Annotated in this window: 15 protein-coding genes and 1 pseudogene; 9 read left to right on the forward strand and 7 right to left on the reverse strand. The window is 72.8% G+C overall.

The annotated features are described in order from the left end of the window. Nucleotides 1-167: 167 nt before the first annotated feature. From AAT21_RS21825 to AAT21_RS21840, 4 genes and pseudogenes are all read left to right on the forward strand, one after another. The gene (locus AAT21_RS21825) at nucleotides 168-518 is read left to right on the forward strand and encodes an aminoglycoside phosphotransferase family protein (RefSeq protein WP_052757938.1); all 351 of its coding nucleotides are present in this window, start codon (nucleotides 168-170) and stop codon (nucleotides 516-518) included. Beyond that, a complete protein-coding gene (locus AAT21_RS21830) occupies nucleotides 515-994 on the forward strand; it encodes a GNAT family N-acetyltransferase (protein WP_046778662.1) in 480 nt (159 codons plus the stop codon). The genes AAT21_RS21825 and AAT21_RS21830 overlap by 4 nt, the downstream gene beginning before the upstream one ends. Nucleotides 995-1,073: 79 nt before the next feature. Beyond that, a complete protein-coding gene (locus tag AAT21_RS21835) occupies nucleotides 1,074-1,748 on the forward strand; it encodes a pentapeptide repeat-containing protein (RefSeq protein ID WP_079025870.1) in 675 nt (224 codons plus the stop codon). A gap of 223 nt (nucleotides 1,749-1,971) precedes the next feature. Next, a pseudogene (locus tag AAT21_RS21840) lies at nucleotides 1,972-2,964 on the forward strand (glycoside hydrolase family 26 protein); the annotation flags it as partial. Between the two features lie 12 nt (nucleotides 2,965-2,976). Here AAT21_RS21840 and AAT21_RS21845 read toward each other — a convergent pair. Genes AAT21_RS21845 through AAT21_RS21855 form a run of 3 tightly spaced genes read right to left on the reverse strand, consistent with a single transcriptional unit; the run spans nucleotide 2,977 to nucleotide 5,348 of the window. After that, nucleotides 2,977-3,480, reverse strand: a complete 504-nt coding sequence (locus tag AAT21_RS21845; protein WP_030961920.1) for a hypothetical protein — start codon at nucleotides 3,478-3,480, stop codon at nucleotides 2,977-2,979. Between the two features lie 54 nt (nucleotides 3,481-3,534). Next, a complete protein-coding gene (locus tag AAT21_RS21850; protein WP_046778663.1) occupies nucleotides 3,535-4,158 on the reverse strand; it encodes a response regulator in 624 nt (207 codons plus the stop codon). After that, nucleotides 4,155-5,348 carry a sensor histidine kinase gene (locus tag AAT21_RS21855; protein WP_046778664.1) on the reverse strand — a complete coding sequence of 398 codons (1,194 nt, stop codon included), beginning with the start codon at nucleotides 5,346-5,348 and terminating at the stop codon, nucleotides 4,155-4,157. Before AAT21_RS21855 ends, AAT21_RS21850 begins: the two co-directional genes overlap by 4 nt. A 527-nt stretch (nucleotides 5,349-5,875) precedes the next feature. On the opposite strand from AAT21_RS21855, the gene AAT21_RS21860 reads away from it, so the two are divergent. Both AAT21_RS21860 and AAT21_RS21865 read left to right on the forward strand, forming a co-directional pair. Then, entirely contained in the window at nucleotides 5,876-6,436 is a 561-nt protein-coding gene (locus AAT21_RS21860) for a GlcG/HbpS family heme-binding protein (protein WP_046778992.1), read from the forward strand. A 32-nt stretch (nucleotides 6,437-6,468) separates the two neighbouring features. Continuing rightward, complete coding sequence (locus AAT21_RS21865; protein WP_046778665.1) at nucleotides 6,469-7,887, forward strand: M1 family metallopeptidase; 1,419 nt, start codon at nucleotides 6,469-6,471, stop codon at nucleotides 7,885-7,887. Nucleotides 7,888-7,954: 67 nt separating this feature from the next. On the opposite strand, the gene AAT21_RS21870 is transcribed toward AAT21_RS21865, so the two are convergent. Beyond that, nucleotides 7,955-8,479, reverse strand: coding sequence for a GNAT family N-acetyltransferase (locus tag AAT21_RS21870; protein WP_046778666.1), 525 nt, complete (start codon nucleotides 8,477-8,479; stop codon nucleotides 7,955-7,957). Nucleotides 8,480-8,572: 93 nt separating this feature from the next. Then, complete coding sequence (locus AAT21_RS21875; RefSeq protein ID WP_030854704.1) at nucleotides 8,573-9,148, reverse strand: TerD family protein; 576 nt, start codon at nucleotides 9,146-9,148, stop codon at nucleotides 8,573-8,575. Between the two features lie 157 nt (nucleotides 9,149-9,305). Between AAT21_RS21875 and arfB the strand changes: the two genes are divergently transcribed. After that, nucleotides 9,306-9,731: an alternative ribosome rescue aminoacyl-tRNA hydrolase ArfB gene (gene arfB, locus AAT21_RS21880; protein ID WP_046778667.1), complete on the forward strand. Its 426-nt coding sequence runs from the start codon at nucleotides 9,306-9,308 to the stop codon at nucleotides 9,729-9,731. Nucleotides 9,732-9,847: 116 nt separating this feature from the next. On the opposite strand, the gene AAT21_RS21885 is transcribed toward arfB, so the two are convergent. Beyond that, nucleotides 9,848-10,414 (reverse strand): flavin reductase family protein, encoded by a 567-nt coding sequence (locus tag AAT21_RS21885; RefSeq protein WP_079025873.1) that lies wholly within the window; start codon nucleotides 10,412-10,414, stop codon nucleotides 9,848-9,850. Between the two features lie 301 nt (nucleotides 10,415-10,715). Between AAT21_RS21885 and cdgB the strand changes: the two genes are divergently transcribed. Both cdgB and AAT21_RS21895 read left to right on the forward strand, forming a co-directional pair. Next, nucleotides 10,716-12,446, forward strand: coding sequence for a diguanylate cyclase CdgB (cdgB, locus tag AAT21_RS21890; RefSeq protein ID WP_046778669.1), 1,731 nt, complete (start codon nucleotides 10,716-10,718; stop codon nucleotides 12,444-12,446). Between the two features lie 68 nt (nucleotides 12,447-12,514). Beyond that, entirely contained in the window at nucleotides 12,515-13,537 is a 1,023-nt protein-coding gene (locus tag AAT21_RS21895) for a CBM35 domain-containing protein (protein WP_046778670.1), read from the forward strand. Between the two features lie 21 nt (nucleotides 13,538-13,558). On the opposite strand, the gene AAT21_RS21900 is transcribed toward AAT21_RS21895, so the two are convergent. Beyond that, the gene (locus AAT21_RS21900) at nucleotides 13,559-14,479 is read right to left on the reverse strand and encodes a 1-phosphofructokinase family hexose kinase (RefSeq protein ID WP_046778671.1); all 921 of its coding nucleotides are present in this window, start codon (nucleotides 14,477-14,479) and stop codon (nucleotides 13,559-13,561) included. Nucleotides 14,480-14,571 lie beyond the last annotated feature (92 nt).

A 14,571-nucleotide genomic window follows, 5' to 3' on the forward strand; every position in this document is an offset into this window, starting at 1 on the left:
CGAGGAGACCCTCGTGCGGGGCACCACCCCACACCCGCACACCACCGCCCGACTCCACTCCCGCACAGGACACCGCCGAGCACCGCAGTGCCCCGTGCCCGGGCGCAGCCCGACCCGCACACCACCGAGCAACCCCGCAGGGGCACCGCAGGGGCTAGGTTTGGGGGGTGGACATCCTTGAGGTTCCCCGGGAGTTGGTCGAGGCTCAGGTTCGGTACAACGGGGATGCCGGGCGGGAGTTCGTCGCGGCGTTGCCCGCGCGGGCCGCGGAGTTCCTGGAGCGGTGGCGGCTGCGGCGGGTCGGGCCGGTGATGCACGGGGTGACCGCCCTGGTGCTGCCGGTGCAGCGGGCCGACGGCAGTGGGGCCGTGCTGAAGCTGGTGTCGCTGGACGAGGAGTGCGTGGGGGAGCCGGTCGCGCTGCGCGCCTGGGACGTGGAGGACGGCGAAGAGCGGCTGGACGAGGAGCAGTTGGCGGTGGTGGACGTGCTGCTGGGGCCCCCTGGGGTGCGGGGATGATCCGTAGGGCTGAAGTCACCGATGTTCCTGTCGTCTGCGAGATGATCCGCGAGCTCGCGGAGTACGAGAGGGTGCGGCACGAGGCGCGGGCGACCGAAGAGCAGTTGCGGGAGGCGCTGTTCGGGGAGTGTCCGGCGGTGTTCGCGCATGTCGCGGAGGCGGAGGACGGGGAGGTCGTCGGGTTCGCGGTGTGGTTCCTCTCCTTCTCGACGTGGCGCGGGGTGCACGGGATCTATCTGGAGGACCTGTACGTACGTCCGGGCGTGCGTGGCGGTGGTTATGGAAAGGCGTTGCTGCGGGAGTTGGCGCGTACGTGCGTCGAGCGCGGCTACGAGCGGCTGGAGTGGTCGGTGCTGAACTGGAACGCGCCGACGATCGCCTTCTACGAGGCCCTGGGTGCCCGGCCGCAGGAGGAGTGGTCGGTGTACCGGCTGACGGACGGGGCGCTGGCGGAGCTCGGGGCCAGCACTAGGTGACCTTGAGTTCGGTCGAGGTCAAGGGCCGGACCGGGACCGGAGCCGGGCCGTTGTCGGTGCTGTCGGCCACGATGGGGGCATGGTGCGAAACGGGCGGGAGCAGTCGGTGAAGGCGGCGCGCAGGCCGGAGCTCAGGCTGCCGGATCTGGCGCCCTGGGAAGGGCGGGAGCTGGAGGCGGACGGGGACTACGACGGGCTGGAGTTCGCGGACCTGGACCTGGCGGGGCAGGAGGGGGTCGGGGCCCGGTTCATGGACTGCGCGGTGCGGCGCTGCGCGCTGGACGAGGCGGGGCTGGCGAAGGCGCGGATCCTGGATTCGGTGCTGGAGGGGGTCCGCGGGGTGGGGACCGACCTGTCGGGGGCGTCGCTGCGGGACGTGGAGCTGGTGGACGCCCGCCTGGGCGGGGTGCAGCTGCACGGGGCGGGGCTGGAGCGGGTGGTGGTCCGGGGCGGCAAGATCGATTACCTGAACCTGCGGAAGGCGCGGCTGCGGGACGTGGTCTTCGAGGGGTGTGTGCTGGTGGAGCCGGACTTCGGGGGTGCGGTGCTGGAGCGGGTGGAGTTCCGGGACTGCGCGCTGCGCGGGGTGGACTTCTCGGGGGTGCGGATGGCGGATGTGGACCTGCGGGAGGCCGCCGTGCTGGAGATCGCGCGGGGGGTGGATGCGCTGGCCGGGGCGGTGATCAGTCCGGCGCAGCTGTTCGATCTGGCTCCGGCGCTTGCGGTTCAGTTGGGGGTGCGGGTGCTTTCGTAGAGGGGCCGTCGGGGGTGGTGCCGGTGCGCTGTCGGGTGCGGCGCCGTTGCGGGGGCGCTGCCCCCGGCCCCCCACGCCTCAAACGCCGACGGGGCTGGGATGGGGGGCGGGGCTGGAGGGTGGGGCTAATGGGCGAGTGCGGGGGTGGTTGGGCGGGCGGTTCCGTGGGGTGGTGCCTAACGTGCTGGCAGGCGCAGCGGTGCGCGAGGCCTGTGGAGGTGTCATGTCCCATCGGGGTCGTTGGCTGTCGGGTGCCTGCGCCGGTGCGGTGGTCGTCGCCCTGCTCGTCGTGGGCAGCGTCCTCGACGCGCGGCCGTCGCGGGAGGGGGCCGGGGGAGGTGCGGGGAGCGAGGCCGCGGGGACGGCCGTGGGCGCCTATCTGCACTACGGCTCGCCCGGCGTCGAGCGGATGGCTGAGCTCTCGCGCTGGCTCGGCGGCACCGAGCTGCGTGCCGGGCACACCTATCTGCCCGGCGACACGTGGGCGAACATCGAGGGGGCACCGGATTCCCTGCGCAGCTGGGCGCGCTGGAGGCGGGAGCGGGCCGATCGGCTGTTCGTCCTGAACGTGCCCATGCAGGAGCGCAACGAGGCCGGTGTGCCCGACGGCCGGGTTGCGGAGCTGATCCGCGCCGGCGCCCGCGGTGCGAACGACGAGCACTTCCGGCGGCTGGCCAGGAGGCTGGTCGGCCTCGGGGTGCCGGACACGGTGATCGTGCTCGGGTGGGAGATGAACGGCTTCGGCTACACCCACCGCTGCCGTCCCGACCCGGAGAACTGGAAGGCGTACTGGCGGCGCATCGTGGCGGCCATGCGTTCCGTGGAGGGGCAGCGGTTCCGCTTCGACTACGCCCCGAACCGCGGGGGTGACGCGATCGCCTGGACGAGCTGCTATCCCGGCGACGACGTGGTCGACGTCCTCGGCATGGACTCCTACGACCAGGAGCCGGGCCGTACCTTCGAGGATCAGGTCCGCCAGCCCTACGGGCTCCAGCAGCAGGTGGATTTCGCGAAGGCGCACGGCAAGCGGATCTCGTACCCCGAATGGGGGCTGTTCCGGCACGGGGACAATCCGGAGTACGTACGGGGCATGCTGTCCTGGTTCGCCGAGCACCGGCCGCTGTACCACAGCATCACCGACTACTGCCCGCACGGCGTGTGGCAGTGCGGGCAGAACCCGCGCTCCGCGGCGGTGTTCCGGGAGTTCCTGTCCGGCGGGCGGCTCTGACTACGCCGGGACGCGCGGGAAGCGGGCCTGGAGGGTCCAGATGGCCGGGTTGTCGGCGAGCCCGTCGTGCATGTCGATCAGGTCGGCGAGCAGGTCGTGCAGGAAGTCGCGGGCCTCGCGGCGCAGCAGCCGGTGGCTGAAGGTCAGCGGGGCCTCCTCGGCCGGCATCCAGTCGGCCTCGACGTCGACCCAGCCGAAGCGGCGTTCGAAGAGCATGCGGTCCGTGGACTCGGTGAAGTCGAGTTCGGCGTACTGGCGGTTGGCGGAGCGGCTGCCGCGCGGGTCCTGGTCGAGCTGCTCGACGATGTCGCACAGCGCCCAGGCGAAGTCCAGTACGGGCACCCATCCCCAGGCTGTGGACACTTCCCGGTCCGAGGCGGTGTCGGCGAGGTAGACGTCCCCGCAGAACAGGTCGTGCCGCAGCGTGTGGACGTCCGCGGAGCGGTAGTCGGTCTGCGGGGGGTCGGGGAAGCGCCGGGAGAGGGAGTAGCCGATGTCGAGCACGTACCCGATGGTGTCACGGGTCCCGGGGGCTCCCCACCCCGGCGTCGGGACGGGTCAGGAGGGCAGGAGGCGCTGTTCCTTCGCGATGGAGACGGCGCCCGCGCGGGTGTCGACGCCGAGCTTGTCGTAGATCCGCCCCAGGTGGGTCTTGACGGTGGCCTCGCTGATGAACAGGGCGCGGGCGATGTCACGGTTGCCGAGGCCGCGGGCCAGCTGGCCGAGGATGTCCAGTTCGCGGTCGGTGAGGGTGGGGCGGCTGCCGCGCATGTGGGCCATGACGCGGCTCGCGACGGGCGCCGAGAGGGTGGTGCGGCCCTGGGCGGCGGAGTGGATCGCGGCGAAGAGCTCCTCGGGGCGTTCCGCCTTCAGGAGGTAGCCGGTGGCTCCGGCGCCGATCGCCCGGGTGATGTCCGCGTCCGTGTCGTAGGTGGTGAGGACCAGGACGTGCGGGGGCCGGGGGAGCGCGGTGATGCGGCGGGTCGCCTCGACGCCGTCGATGCCCTCGCCGAGCTGGAGGTCCATGAGGACCACGTCGGGGTGCAGTTTCGCGGCCAGGGCGACGGCCTCCTCGCCGCTGCCCGCCTCGCCGAGGACCTCGATGTCGGGTTCGCTGCCGAGGAGGGCGAGGAGTCCGGCGCGGACCACCACGTGGTCGTCGCAGAGCAGGATCGTCGTCATGGAGCGGGCTCCAGGGGGATGGCCGCGGAGAGGACGGTGCCCTCGCCCGGCGTGGATTCGATGGTCAGGGTGCCGCCCAGCTGGCGGACGCGGGCCCGCATGGCCGGGAGGCCGTGGCCGCGCCCGTCGGCGTCGGTGCGGGGCTCGGTGAAGCCGTGGCCGTCGTCGGCGATGTCGAGCACCACCTGGTCCCCGAGGAAGCTCAGGGTGAGGGCGGCCGTATGGGCGCCGGAGTGCTCCCGGACGTTGGCGAGGGCGCCCTGGGCTATGCGCAGCAGGGCGGACTGGACGCGGTCCGGGAGCGGGGTGGGGGCGCCTTCGAGGTGGAAGCGGACCTCGATGTCGGGTCCGGCATGGAGGGTGCGCAGTGCGTCGGCGAGGCCTGCGCCGTCGGCGAGCTCGGACGGGGCCAGGTCGTGGACCAGCCGCCGGGCCTCGGCGAGGCCGTCTGCGGCGATGCCGGTGGCGGTACGGACGTGGGCGCGGGCGGTGGCCGGGTCGGTGTCCCAGGTGCGGTCGGCGGCCTGGAGGAGCATCTGCTGGCTGGACAGGTTCTGGGCGAGGGTGTCGTGGATCTCCATGGACAGCCGCTGGCGTTCGGCGAGGGTGCCTTCGCGGCGCTCGGTGGCGGCCAGTTCCCGGCGGGTCCGGATCAGGTCGCCGATCAGCGCCCGCTGGGCCTGGGCCTGGCGTTCCATGTGGACGAAGACGGCGGTGGCGAGGGCGGCGACGGCGGGCGGTGCCAGGAGCAGGTTGGGGTCGAAGGACTTGGAGAGCTGCATCTGGGCGGTCACGACGAAGGCGGTGAGGAGGGCCACCAGGACGATGGCGGCGCGCGGGGGGAGGGTGCGCAGGGATGTGAAGAAGAGCGGTACGGCGCACCAGGCGAAGCTCGGCGCGAGGACGACGAGGACCACCCAGGTGGTGACGACCAGGCCGAGCCAGAGGAGGCGGCGGCGGGTGGGGGCGGCGCCGAGCACCGGGCCGAGTACGTAGAGCAGGGCGAGGGTGACGCTGAGGGCGATGACCCACGGGGTGCGGGGTTCGCCGGGGTGGCGGAGCAGGAAGCGGGCCACGGAGGCGCCGAGGAGGAGGAAGAAGGCGGTGTGGGCGACCGTCGCGAGGGTTCGGGTGTCGTCGCGCGGCGGTGCGGGGGTCACGGGGTGCTCCTTGGTCGGGCGTGCGTCCATTGTCGGCTGCGGCGCGGTGCGGTTGTCTGCGGCGCGGTGCCCTTGCCTGCGGCGCGGTGCCGTTGACGGGTGCGGCGCCGTTGCGGGGGCGCTGCCCCCGGGCCCCCGCGCCTCAAGCGCCGGCGGGGCTGGAAGTGTGGGGCTCCGCCCCGGACCCCGCGCCTCAAGCGCCGGCGAGGCTGGAAGTGTGGGGCTCCGCCCCGGACCCCGCGCCTCAAGCGCCGGCGAGGCTGGGATGGGGCGGCGAGGCTGGGGTGGGGCGGCGGGGCTGGGATGGGGCGGCGGCCCCGATGGGGCGGCGGGGCTGGGCTCGCCCGGTCGGACCAGCAAATACCGCGCCGGAGGCGAAGCGCATCGGCCGATCGGATGACCCCCGGGTCAGCCGGTGCGGTGGGCGGGGCGAGCCGGTACGGGGACGGGGTGGAGGGGGTCCGGGGCCCAGGCTTGGAGCAGTGAAGGAGCCGGTCCGCCCGGCCCGGACCGACCGATCCGACGCCGTCACCGCGGCACCGTTCTCAGGAGCAGAGATGAAGACCCGCACCCGCGTTCTCACCGGTACCGCCCTCGCCGTCGCTCTGGGCGCCGGAACCTTCGGTGCCGTGAGCGCCAGCGCGAGCCCCGCCGGCACCACCGCCCAGGCCGCCGCCGTCGCGGCGAAGAAGGACGGCCCGAGCGACAAGAACTTCACCACGACGACCCACCTGACCGTCGACGCCGCCACCCGCGCCGCCCAGGCCGCGCTCCAGGCCGCCGCGGCGGAGAACCAGAAGGTGTCCGTCGCGGTGGTGGACCGCAACGGCAACACCATCGTGACGCTGCGCGGTGACGGCGCGGGCCCGCAGTCCTACGAGTCGGCTGAGCGCAAGGCCTTCACCGCCGTGTCCTGGAACGCCCCGACCTCGGTGCTCGTGGGCCGGCTTGCCCAGGCCCCGAACCTGAAGGACATCCCCGGCACCCTCTTCCTCGGTGGCGGCACCCCGGTCCAGGTGAACGGCGCTCCCGTCGCCGGTATCGGTGTGGCGGGCGCCCCGAGCGGCGACCTGGACGAGAAGTTCGCCAAGGCCGGCGTGGACGCGCTGAGCAAGTAGGACGGGCGCTTTGCCCGCTTAGGATCGGGTGTGTGGAACACCGCGCACTTCAACTCCCCCGCCTCGCCGCTCCTGCCGTAGCCGCCCTGCTCGCCCTCACCACGGCGTGCACGGGAGGCACGGTGCAGGGGCGGCCGGGTGCGTCGGGGCTGCGCGACCCGTACTTCCCGAAGGCCGGCAACGGTGGTTACCAGGTCGAGCACTATGCGCTGGACCTGGACTACGACCCCGCCGACGGGGTGCTGCACGGCAGGGCGGTGATCACCGCGCGCGCCGAACAGGGGCTCAGTTCCTTCAACCTCGACCTGAGCGGCCTGCACGTCGAGGGCGTGGACGTCGACGGTGAGGGGGCCCGGTTCAACCGGACCGGCAACGAGCTGACCGTGCGCCCGGCCGACGACGTGAAGAAGGGCAGGGTCTTCCGTACGGAGGTCGTCTACAGCGGCAGGCCGAAGGCCCTCACGGACGCGGACGGTTCCCGGGAGGGCTGGATCACCGGTGAGGCCGGTGCGGTCGGTGTCGGCGAGCCGGTCGGGTCGATGACCTGGTTCCCCGGCAACCACCATCCGAGCGACAAGGCCGCCTACGACATCACGATCAGGGTCCCGCGCGGCTACGAGGCGGTGTCCAACGGGGAGTTGCGTTCCCGTACCGAAGGTGCGGACGGGCGGACGCGGTTCGCGTGGCACAGCCCGGAGCCGATGGCCAGCTATCTGGCGACCGCCGTGGTCGGCCCGTACAAGGTGACGACGGGCCGGACGCCTTCGGGAGTGGCCGTCTACAACGCGGTGTCGCCGGAGGAGGCGGCCGCGAGCGAGGGGACGCTGGCGCGGCTGCCGGAGATGGTGGAGTGGGGCAGCGGCCGGTTCGGCCCCTACCCGTTCGGTACGGCGGGCGCGGTCGTGCTGCCCGCCGGAACGCTCGCCTACGCGCTGGAGACGCAGACCAAGCCGGTGTACCCGGGCGCGCCCGGGGACGAGTCGCTGGTGCTGCACGAGCTGGCCCACCAGTGGTTCGGCAACTCGGTGTCGCCGAAGAGCTGGAAGGACATGTGGCTCAACGAGGGCTTCGCGACCTACGCCGAGTGGCTGTGGGACGAGGACCACGGCGGGCCGAGCGCGCAGGAGCACTTCGACGCGCTGCTGGCCGGTGACACGGACGTCGACGAGGCCGCCGATGCCGGCTGGGACGCTTTCCCGCCGGCCGACCCGCCCGGGCCGGGGGACATCTCCGCGAGCCCGGTGTACCAGCGCGGTGCGATGGTGCTGCAGCGGATCCGGCAGGAGGTCGGCGACGAGAAGTTCTTCGCGCTGGTGCGCGGCTGGGCCGCCGACCACCGGCACGGGAACGCGAGTACGGCCGACTTCACCGCCTACGCCGAGGAGCGGACGGGCCACGACCTGAGGAAGGTCTGGGACGTCTGGCTGTACGGGAAGGCCCGCCCGAAGTAGTCCCGCCCGGAGTTGGCCCGGTGGCCCGCCTGGAGTAGGCCCGCGGCAGCCCCGGCACCGGACCCGGCTACGCGGGGCCGAGGGGTTTGCGCAGCACCGTGCAGTCGCGGCCCATGCCGAGATCCTTGGCGCGGCGCACGGGGGAGTACCCCTGGGACCGCCAGAAGGCCAGGCCCTTGGGGTTGTTGTCCAGTACGGCGATCTGCACGCCGGTGCGTCCGGCGGCGCGGAAGCGGTCCTCGACCAGGGTGGCCACGGCGCGGCCGTGTCCTTCGCGGTGCGCGGTGGCGTCGATGAGCAGCAGGCCGATCCAGGGGTCGTCGTCCCCGGGGGCGGCGGCCGGGTGGTGGGCGAGGGTGGCGGCGAGGCCGACGAGGCGGCCGGCGCTGCGGGCGAGGAGGATCTCGGCGCTGTCGTGGGCGAGTTCGTCGGCGAGGGCGGCCGCGACCTGTTCGACCGTGATGCGGTTCGGGTCGGGGAAGTCGCCGCTCAGTTCGAAGAAGGCGTGGTTGGTCGAGTAGAGGGCGGCGATCTCGGTCAGGACCGGCCCGGGGAGGGCGCCGTCCACGGGGACCAGCGGTTGGAGGATCACCTGGGGAACGGTAGCGAAGCCCCCTCCCCGGCCGGGAGGGGGCTTCGCCCGCGTGGGTGTCCGTCAGTGACGGACCCGGCGGACCCGGTGGACTCAGACGTTGACGCCGAAGTCCTGGGCGATGCCGGTGAGGCCGGAGGCGTAGCCCTGGCCGACCGCGCGGAACTTCCACTCCGCGCCGTTGCGGTAGAGCTCGCCGAAGACCATGGCGGTCTCGGTCGCCGCGTCCTCGGAGAGGTCGTAGCGGGCGATCTCGGCGCCGCCGGCCTGGTTCACGACGCGGATGTAGGCGTTGCGGACCTGGCCGAAGTTCTGGCTGCGGCTCTCGGCGTCGTAGATGGAGACCGGGAAGACGATCTTGTCGACGTCGGCGGGCAGGCCGGCGAGGTTGACGTTGATGGCCTCGTCGTCGCCCGCGCCCTCGCCGGTGCGGTTGTCACCGGTGTGGACGATGGTCTGGTCCGGGGTGGACTTGTTGTTGAAGAAGACGAAGTGGCCGTCGGAGACGACCTTGCCCATCGCGTTGACGGCGATGGCCGAGGCGTCGAGGTCGAAGTCGACGCCGGTGGTCGTACGGACGTCCCAGCCGAGACCGACCGTGACGGCAGCGAGGCCCGGGGCCTCCTTCGTGAGCGAGACGTTGCCGCCCTTGGACAGGCTGACAGCCATGGGATTGTCCCTTTCCTCATCCGACATGCACGTACAGGCGGTCAAAGTACCGCTGACCTCTATAACGCGACGAGAGGCCGCTCGGGTTCCCGGTGTGAATTCCGGGTGACGGCAAATGCGGGTGACGCGGGCCGGGCGGGCACGGATCATAGGGGGCATGCCTGGTCCTTATGTCATCCGCGGTTCGGTCGTGCTCCCCGAGGGGGAGCTGTCCTGGCGTTTCTCGCGGTCCTCCGGGCCCGGCGGGCAGCACGTGAACACCTCGGACTCGCGCGTGGAGCTGCTGTTCGACCTGGCGGCGACCAAGGCGCTGCCCGAGGTCTGGAAGGAGCGGGCGCTGGAGCGGCTCGCGGGCCGGCTGGTGGGCGGGGTGGTGACCGTACGGGCCTCCGAGCACCGCTCGCAGCTGCGCAACCGGGAGATGGCGCTGGTCCGGCTGGCCGCGCTGCTGGCCGAGGCGACGGCGCCGCCGCCCAGGCAGCGCCGGCCGACGAAGATCCCGCGGGGGATCAACGAGCGGCGGCTGCGTGAGAAGAAGGCGCGGGCCGAGACCAAGCGGGGCCGGACCGGCCGGGACTGGTAGCAGGCCCGGGAGACGGGAGACGGGAGACGGGAGACGGGAGACGGGAGACGGGACTCAGGGCTCCGGGGGCCGGCCGCGGGTGCCGGGATCGGCCCGGGTTCCGGGTCCGGCCCGGGTCAGCCAAGGTGGCGGTAGCGTCCGCGGAAGTACGTCAGCGGCGAGGAGTCCGGGGACGGCAGGGAGGCTGTCAGGACCCGGCCGATCACCAGGGTGTGGTCGCCCGCCTCGATACGCTTCTCCGTACGGCATTCCAGGGTCGCGAGGGCGCCGCTCAGCAGGGGCGCGCCGGAGGCCTCGCCGCGTTCGTACGGGAGGTCGGCGAAGAGCAGCCGGTCGCTGATGCGGCCCTTCATGGCGAAGCGGCCGGCGGTCTGGAGCTGGTGGTCGGCGAGGACGGACACCGCCCACAGCGGCTGCTCCGCCAGCAGGTCGTCCATGCGGGAGCCCTCGCGCAGGCTCACCAGGACCAGGGGCGGGTCCAGGGACACGGACAGGAAGGCGGTCGCCGTCATGCCGACGTCCTCGCCGCGCGGCCCTTCGGCCGTCAGCGGGGGCTCGTGCGCGGTGATCAGGCACACGCCCGCGGCCAGCCGGGACATCGCGGCGCGGAACTCGTCATTGCTCACCCCCTCAGCATGGGGGTTCGCGGCGGGCGGGGCGGGTACAGGGGTCGTCTTCAGCACACGGAAACGCTAATCTCGCCCTCCCGTACGGCACATCGGGCCCTGGTCCGAGTCGCGCCCCCGCCCCTCGGCCTAGGCCCGGGCGTATCGTTTGCTCACGAGAATGAGGGGGAGCGCTCCCAGTCCGAACCGTCCCAGCGCGCACCGTTGTTCATCTCATGTGACTTGAGTCACAGAGGCCAAGATTTGTTGACCCTGTGTACCTGCCGCACAGCTCACTGTGATTCAGTGGACGGGACACCGCAACGAAACGCCGATGACAAACCTGGAGTTGCTGTCGAGGTCTCGGGGAGAGCGAGCAATGGAGACCGAGTCGGAGCCGTACGTCCGTCTTGCGACCCTGCGGCAGCTGCACCGGGTGGTGGCCGATCTCAACACGGCCCGCAGCCTGGCGGACACTCTGCAGACCGTCGTGGACGGCATCGTCGTGGGCCTCGGCTATGAGCTCGCCTGTGTCAACCTCGTTCGCCCCGACGGGGATCTCGTCGTCGCCGCCTTCGCCGGCGACCCCGCCGCCGAGGCCCTCATCACCGGTCGCGTGGGCTCCCGCGCCTCCTGGGAACGCCGTCTGACGATGGGTGAGTGCTGGGACGGGCTCCGCTTCATCCCGCACACCGAGGGCTGGGTCCTCCTGGAGGACGACGTCCCCCAGTGGCACACCGACGGCCCCGATCCGCGCTTCGAGGACGAGTGGCACCCCGAGGACCGGCTCTACGCCCCCATGTATGCGTCCGGCGGGGAACTTCTGGGTGTCATTTCGGTGGACAGGCCGCGCAACGGCCGCCGGCCCGGCGCCTGGGGCCGCGAAGCGCTCCAGATGTACGCCTTCCAGGCGGCGATTGCGATCAGCAATGCGAGACTCCGCGCGAACATGCAGCGCGCCCTGGTCCGGCTGGAACGCGAGCAGCAGGCGCTCCGCGCCAGTGAAGAGTCGTTCCGCCAGGCCTTCGAGTACGCGCCCAGCGGCATGGCCATCGCCGAGATGGGCGGCGACCAGCACGGCCGGCTGCTGCGCACCAACGACGCGCTGTGCCGGCTCCTCGGCCGCCCCGCCTCCGTACTGCGCCGCTACTCCTTCTCCGACCTGGTCCACCCCGAGGACATCGGCACCCTGCTGCGGACCTCCGCCGAGGGCGGCCGCGCCGAGCTGCGTCTGGGCCGCCGGGACGGCACGTACGTATGGGTCTCGCTGCGCAACTCCGTCGTGGCCGACGCCGCCGACGGGCCGCGTTTCCTGCTCACGCACGTCGAGGACATCGAGGAGCGCAAGCGCCACGAGCTCCAGCTCGCGCACCGGGCCAGCCACGACTCGCTGACCGGCCTGCCCAACAGCGCCGAGCTGCGGGCCCGGCTCGGGGCGCGGCTGTGCCGCAGGCCGCAGTCCGCACGGGCCAGCGCGATCGAGGCCCTGGACGCGGCCTTCGAGGGGCGCGAGGCGCACGGCGGGCACGACGGCCACGAGGTGCGGGCGGAGGCGGGCGGCGGGGGAGAGCACGGCTTCCAGCCCGACGGCCCCGACCGGTACCCGGGGGGTGATCCCTTCGACTTCCCCGGGGCGCCGACCGCCCCGACGGACGGACCGTACGACCACCACGTGCACACGGTGGCGCCCGCGGCCGACGTCGACGACGGGACGAAGGGGCTCGCGGTGCTCTTCTGCGACCTCGACGGATTCAAGTCGATCAACGACCGGTTCGGGCACCACACGGGTGACGCGGTCCTGATCGAGGTCGCCCGGCGGCTGACGACGGGCGTCAGGGACGGTGACACCGTCGCTCGGCTGGGTGGTGACGAATTCGTCGTCCTGGCGGACGGGCTCGGTGCCGCGGACGCGGCGGACCTCGCCGTCCGGCTGCGCAACGCGATCATCCCGCCGATCCGTGTGGACGGCCGTGCGGTGCGTGTCGGCGCCAGTTTCGGCATCGGCTGGGCCAGCTGCGGCATGTCGGCCGACGAGGTGCTGCGCTCCGCCGATCAGCGGATGTACATCGAGAAGAGGTCCCGCTCCAAGGCGCACCGCAGGGCCGGCTGAGGCGGTCCGTCACCCGTGTGTGCACCTGTTCGGGGTAGGCTCCCGGGGGTCGAAAGGAGTGACCTGCGATGACGACGCCCGCGAACAACGGCTCGCACGGTGGGGCGAACAAGCCCGAGGACGATGATCCGTTCGGCTATCTCTACGAGGATGGCCAGGCGGCCGGCGCCACCCCGCCCTCGTCGGGCGGCGGATACGGCTACCCCGGGGCGTCGGTCGGCGGTCACCCCGGTGCGCAGCCCGGTGTCCCCCGTACCTCGCACCACCAGGTGCGGACGGTCGGCGACCGCAGGAACGGCGGCCAGCGCGGTCCCGTCCCCCAGCAGCAGAACCCCGGCTACCAGGCCCAGTACCAGGCGCCCGAGGCGCTGCAGGCGGGCGGCTACGGCGTTCCGCAGCAGCCCCAGTCCGGGCAGCAGACCCAGACGATCGGGCACCCCGGCGGGCACGGCGGGCACGGTGGCGGCGCCTCCAGCCGGCGCGGTCTGCTGATCGCGGCCGTCGCGGTGGTGGGCGCGGTCGTGATCGGCATCGGCGCGGCCCTCGCCTTCGGCGACAGGGACAAGCCCGAGGACAAGGGCAAGGACACCGCGACCGGCGGCGGCCAGCAGTCGGCGGCCCCGCAGGACCCGGCGAGCCCCACCCCGAGCGCGAAGCCCTCGCAGGTCCAGCTGCCGAAGGCGGACTTCGGCGGCAGCGGCATGTCCCTCACGGGCGGTGCGAACCTGCAGAACACGCTGCCGGGCGCGAAGAGCGAGAACGGCCAGTACGTGACGGGTCTGAACGCGGTGGGTGCGGCGGCCACCTGGTCGCTGGAGGTCCCCAAGACGGGCAAGTACAAGCTGAAGATGACCTACGGGGTGCCGGGTAAGGACGCCAACACCACGCTGACGGTCAACGGCGAGGCACAGACCCGGCCGGTGAACATGGCGAACTTCTCCAAGGCTGCCCCCGGCGACTGGGCCAAGGGCTGGACCAACACCTACTCGCTGGTGGATCTCAAGCAGGGCGCCAACACGATCAAGATCTCGTGCGAGGCGGGCAACCAGTGCGACGTCGTCCTCGACCAGCTCTGGCTGGAACAGGGCTGATCCGGCCAGAGCTGCCCGCCCCTAGGCGGCGGGCGTCACCTTCACCGACCCCCGTACTTCCTCGTAGGTGCGGGGGTCGAACTCTCCCGCCGCCGGGGACAGGACCGTGGCCGCCGAGAGGGCGACCGCGCGGGTGAGGCGGTCCGGCCAGTCCAGGCCCTCGGCGAGGCCGGACAGCAGGCCCGCGACGACGGAGTCGCCGGCTCCGGTGGGGTTGCCGGACAGCGGGCGCGGCGGGGCCGCCTGCCAGGTGCCCTCGGCGGTGGCGGCCAGCAGGCCGGCCGGGCCGAGCGAGGTGACCACCGCGTGCGCGCCGCGGCGGCGGGCGTCGCGGCTGGCGGGCAGCGGGTCGCGGGAGCCGGTCAGCTCGGCCAGTTCGGCGGCGTTCGGCTTGATGATCTCGGGGCGGGCGGCGACTGCGCGGCGCAGGGCCTCGCCGCTGGTGTCCAGCAGGACGGGGACCCCGGCCGCGCGGGCGGCCCGTACGAGCACGGCGTACGCGCCCACGGGCACGCCCGGCGGGAGGCTGCCGCACAGGGCCACCGCCCGCACCCCGGCGACCAGCTCCTCGTAGTGCGCGAGGAACCGTGACCACTCCGCGGGTGTGATGAGCGGGCCCGGCTCGTTGAACTGCGTGGTGTCGCCGGAGGCTTCGTCGACGACGGCCAGGGTGCGGCGTGAGGGGCCCTCGCAGGGGAGCAGGGCGTCCACCACGCCGGGGCATGTCGCCAGCTGCCGGCGGACGACGGAGCCGACCGGGCCGCCGGCGAAGCCCGTCGCCGTCACCTTGTGACCGAGGGCGCCGAGGACGCGGGCGACGTTGAGCCCCTTGCCGCCGGGCCGTTCGGTGACGGCGGTGACCCGGTGCGAGGCGTGCGGAAGCAGCCGCGGCACGCGGTAGGTGACGTCGAGTGCGGTGTTGAGCGTCACGGTCAGGATCATGGGCACCCCCGGGTCTGTTGCTGCCGGGATCATGCCAAACACGAGGCGGTCGGCCCAGTCCCACGGGCCGACCGCCGCGGCTGCGCCAGCCG

This window comes from Streptomyces yangpuensis, assembly GCF_001005295.1.
Classification (GTDB): Bacteria; Actinomycetota; Actinomycetes; order Streptomycetales; family Streptomycetaceae; genus Streptomyces; species Streptomyces yangpuensis.

Excerpts from the sequence above, each read along its gene's own strand:
- AAT21_RS21855 (WP_046778664.1), bottom strand. The coding sequence starts at position 5,348 with ATGGACGCACGCCCGACCAAGGAGCACCCCGTGACCCCCGCACCGCCG.
- AAT21_RS21850 (WP_046778663.1), bottom strand. The coding sequence starts at position 4,158 with ATGACGACGATCCTGCTCTGCGACGACCACGTGGTGGTCCGCGCCGGA.
- AAT21_RS21875 (WP_030854704.1), bottom strand. The coding sequence starts at position 9,148 with ATGGCTGTCAGCCTGTCCAAGGGCGGCAACGTCTCGCTCACGAAGGAG.
- cdgB (WP_046778669.1), top strand. The coding sequence starts at position 10,716 with ATGGAGACCGAGTCGGAGCCGTACGTCCGTCTTGCGACCCTGCGGCAG.
- AAT21_RS21830 (WP_046778662.1), top strand. The coding sequence starts at position 515 with ATGATCCGTAGGGCTGAAGTCACCGATGTTCCTGTCGTCTGCGAGATG.
- AAT21_RS21895 (WP_046778670.1), top strand. The coding sequence starts at position 12,515 with ATGACGACGCCCGCGAACAACGGCTCGCACGGTGGGGCGAACAAGCCC.
- arfB (WP_046778667.1), top strand. The coding sequence starts at position 9,306 with ATGCCTGGTCCTTATGTCATCCGCGGTTCGGTCGTGCTCCCCGAGGGG.
- AAT21_RS21900 (WP_046778671.1), bottom strand. The coding sequence starts at position 14,479 with ATGATCCTGACCGTGACGCTCAACACCGCACTCGACGTCACCTACCGC.
- AAT21_RS21835 (WP_079025870.1), top strand. The coding sequence starts at position 1,074 with ATGGTGCGAAACGGGCGGGAGCAGTCGGTGAAGGCGGCGCGCAGGCCG.
- AAT21_RS21860 (WP_046778992.1), top strand. The coding sequence starts at position 5,876 with ATGAAGACCCGCACCCGCGTTCTCACCGGTACCGCCCTCGCCGTCGCT.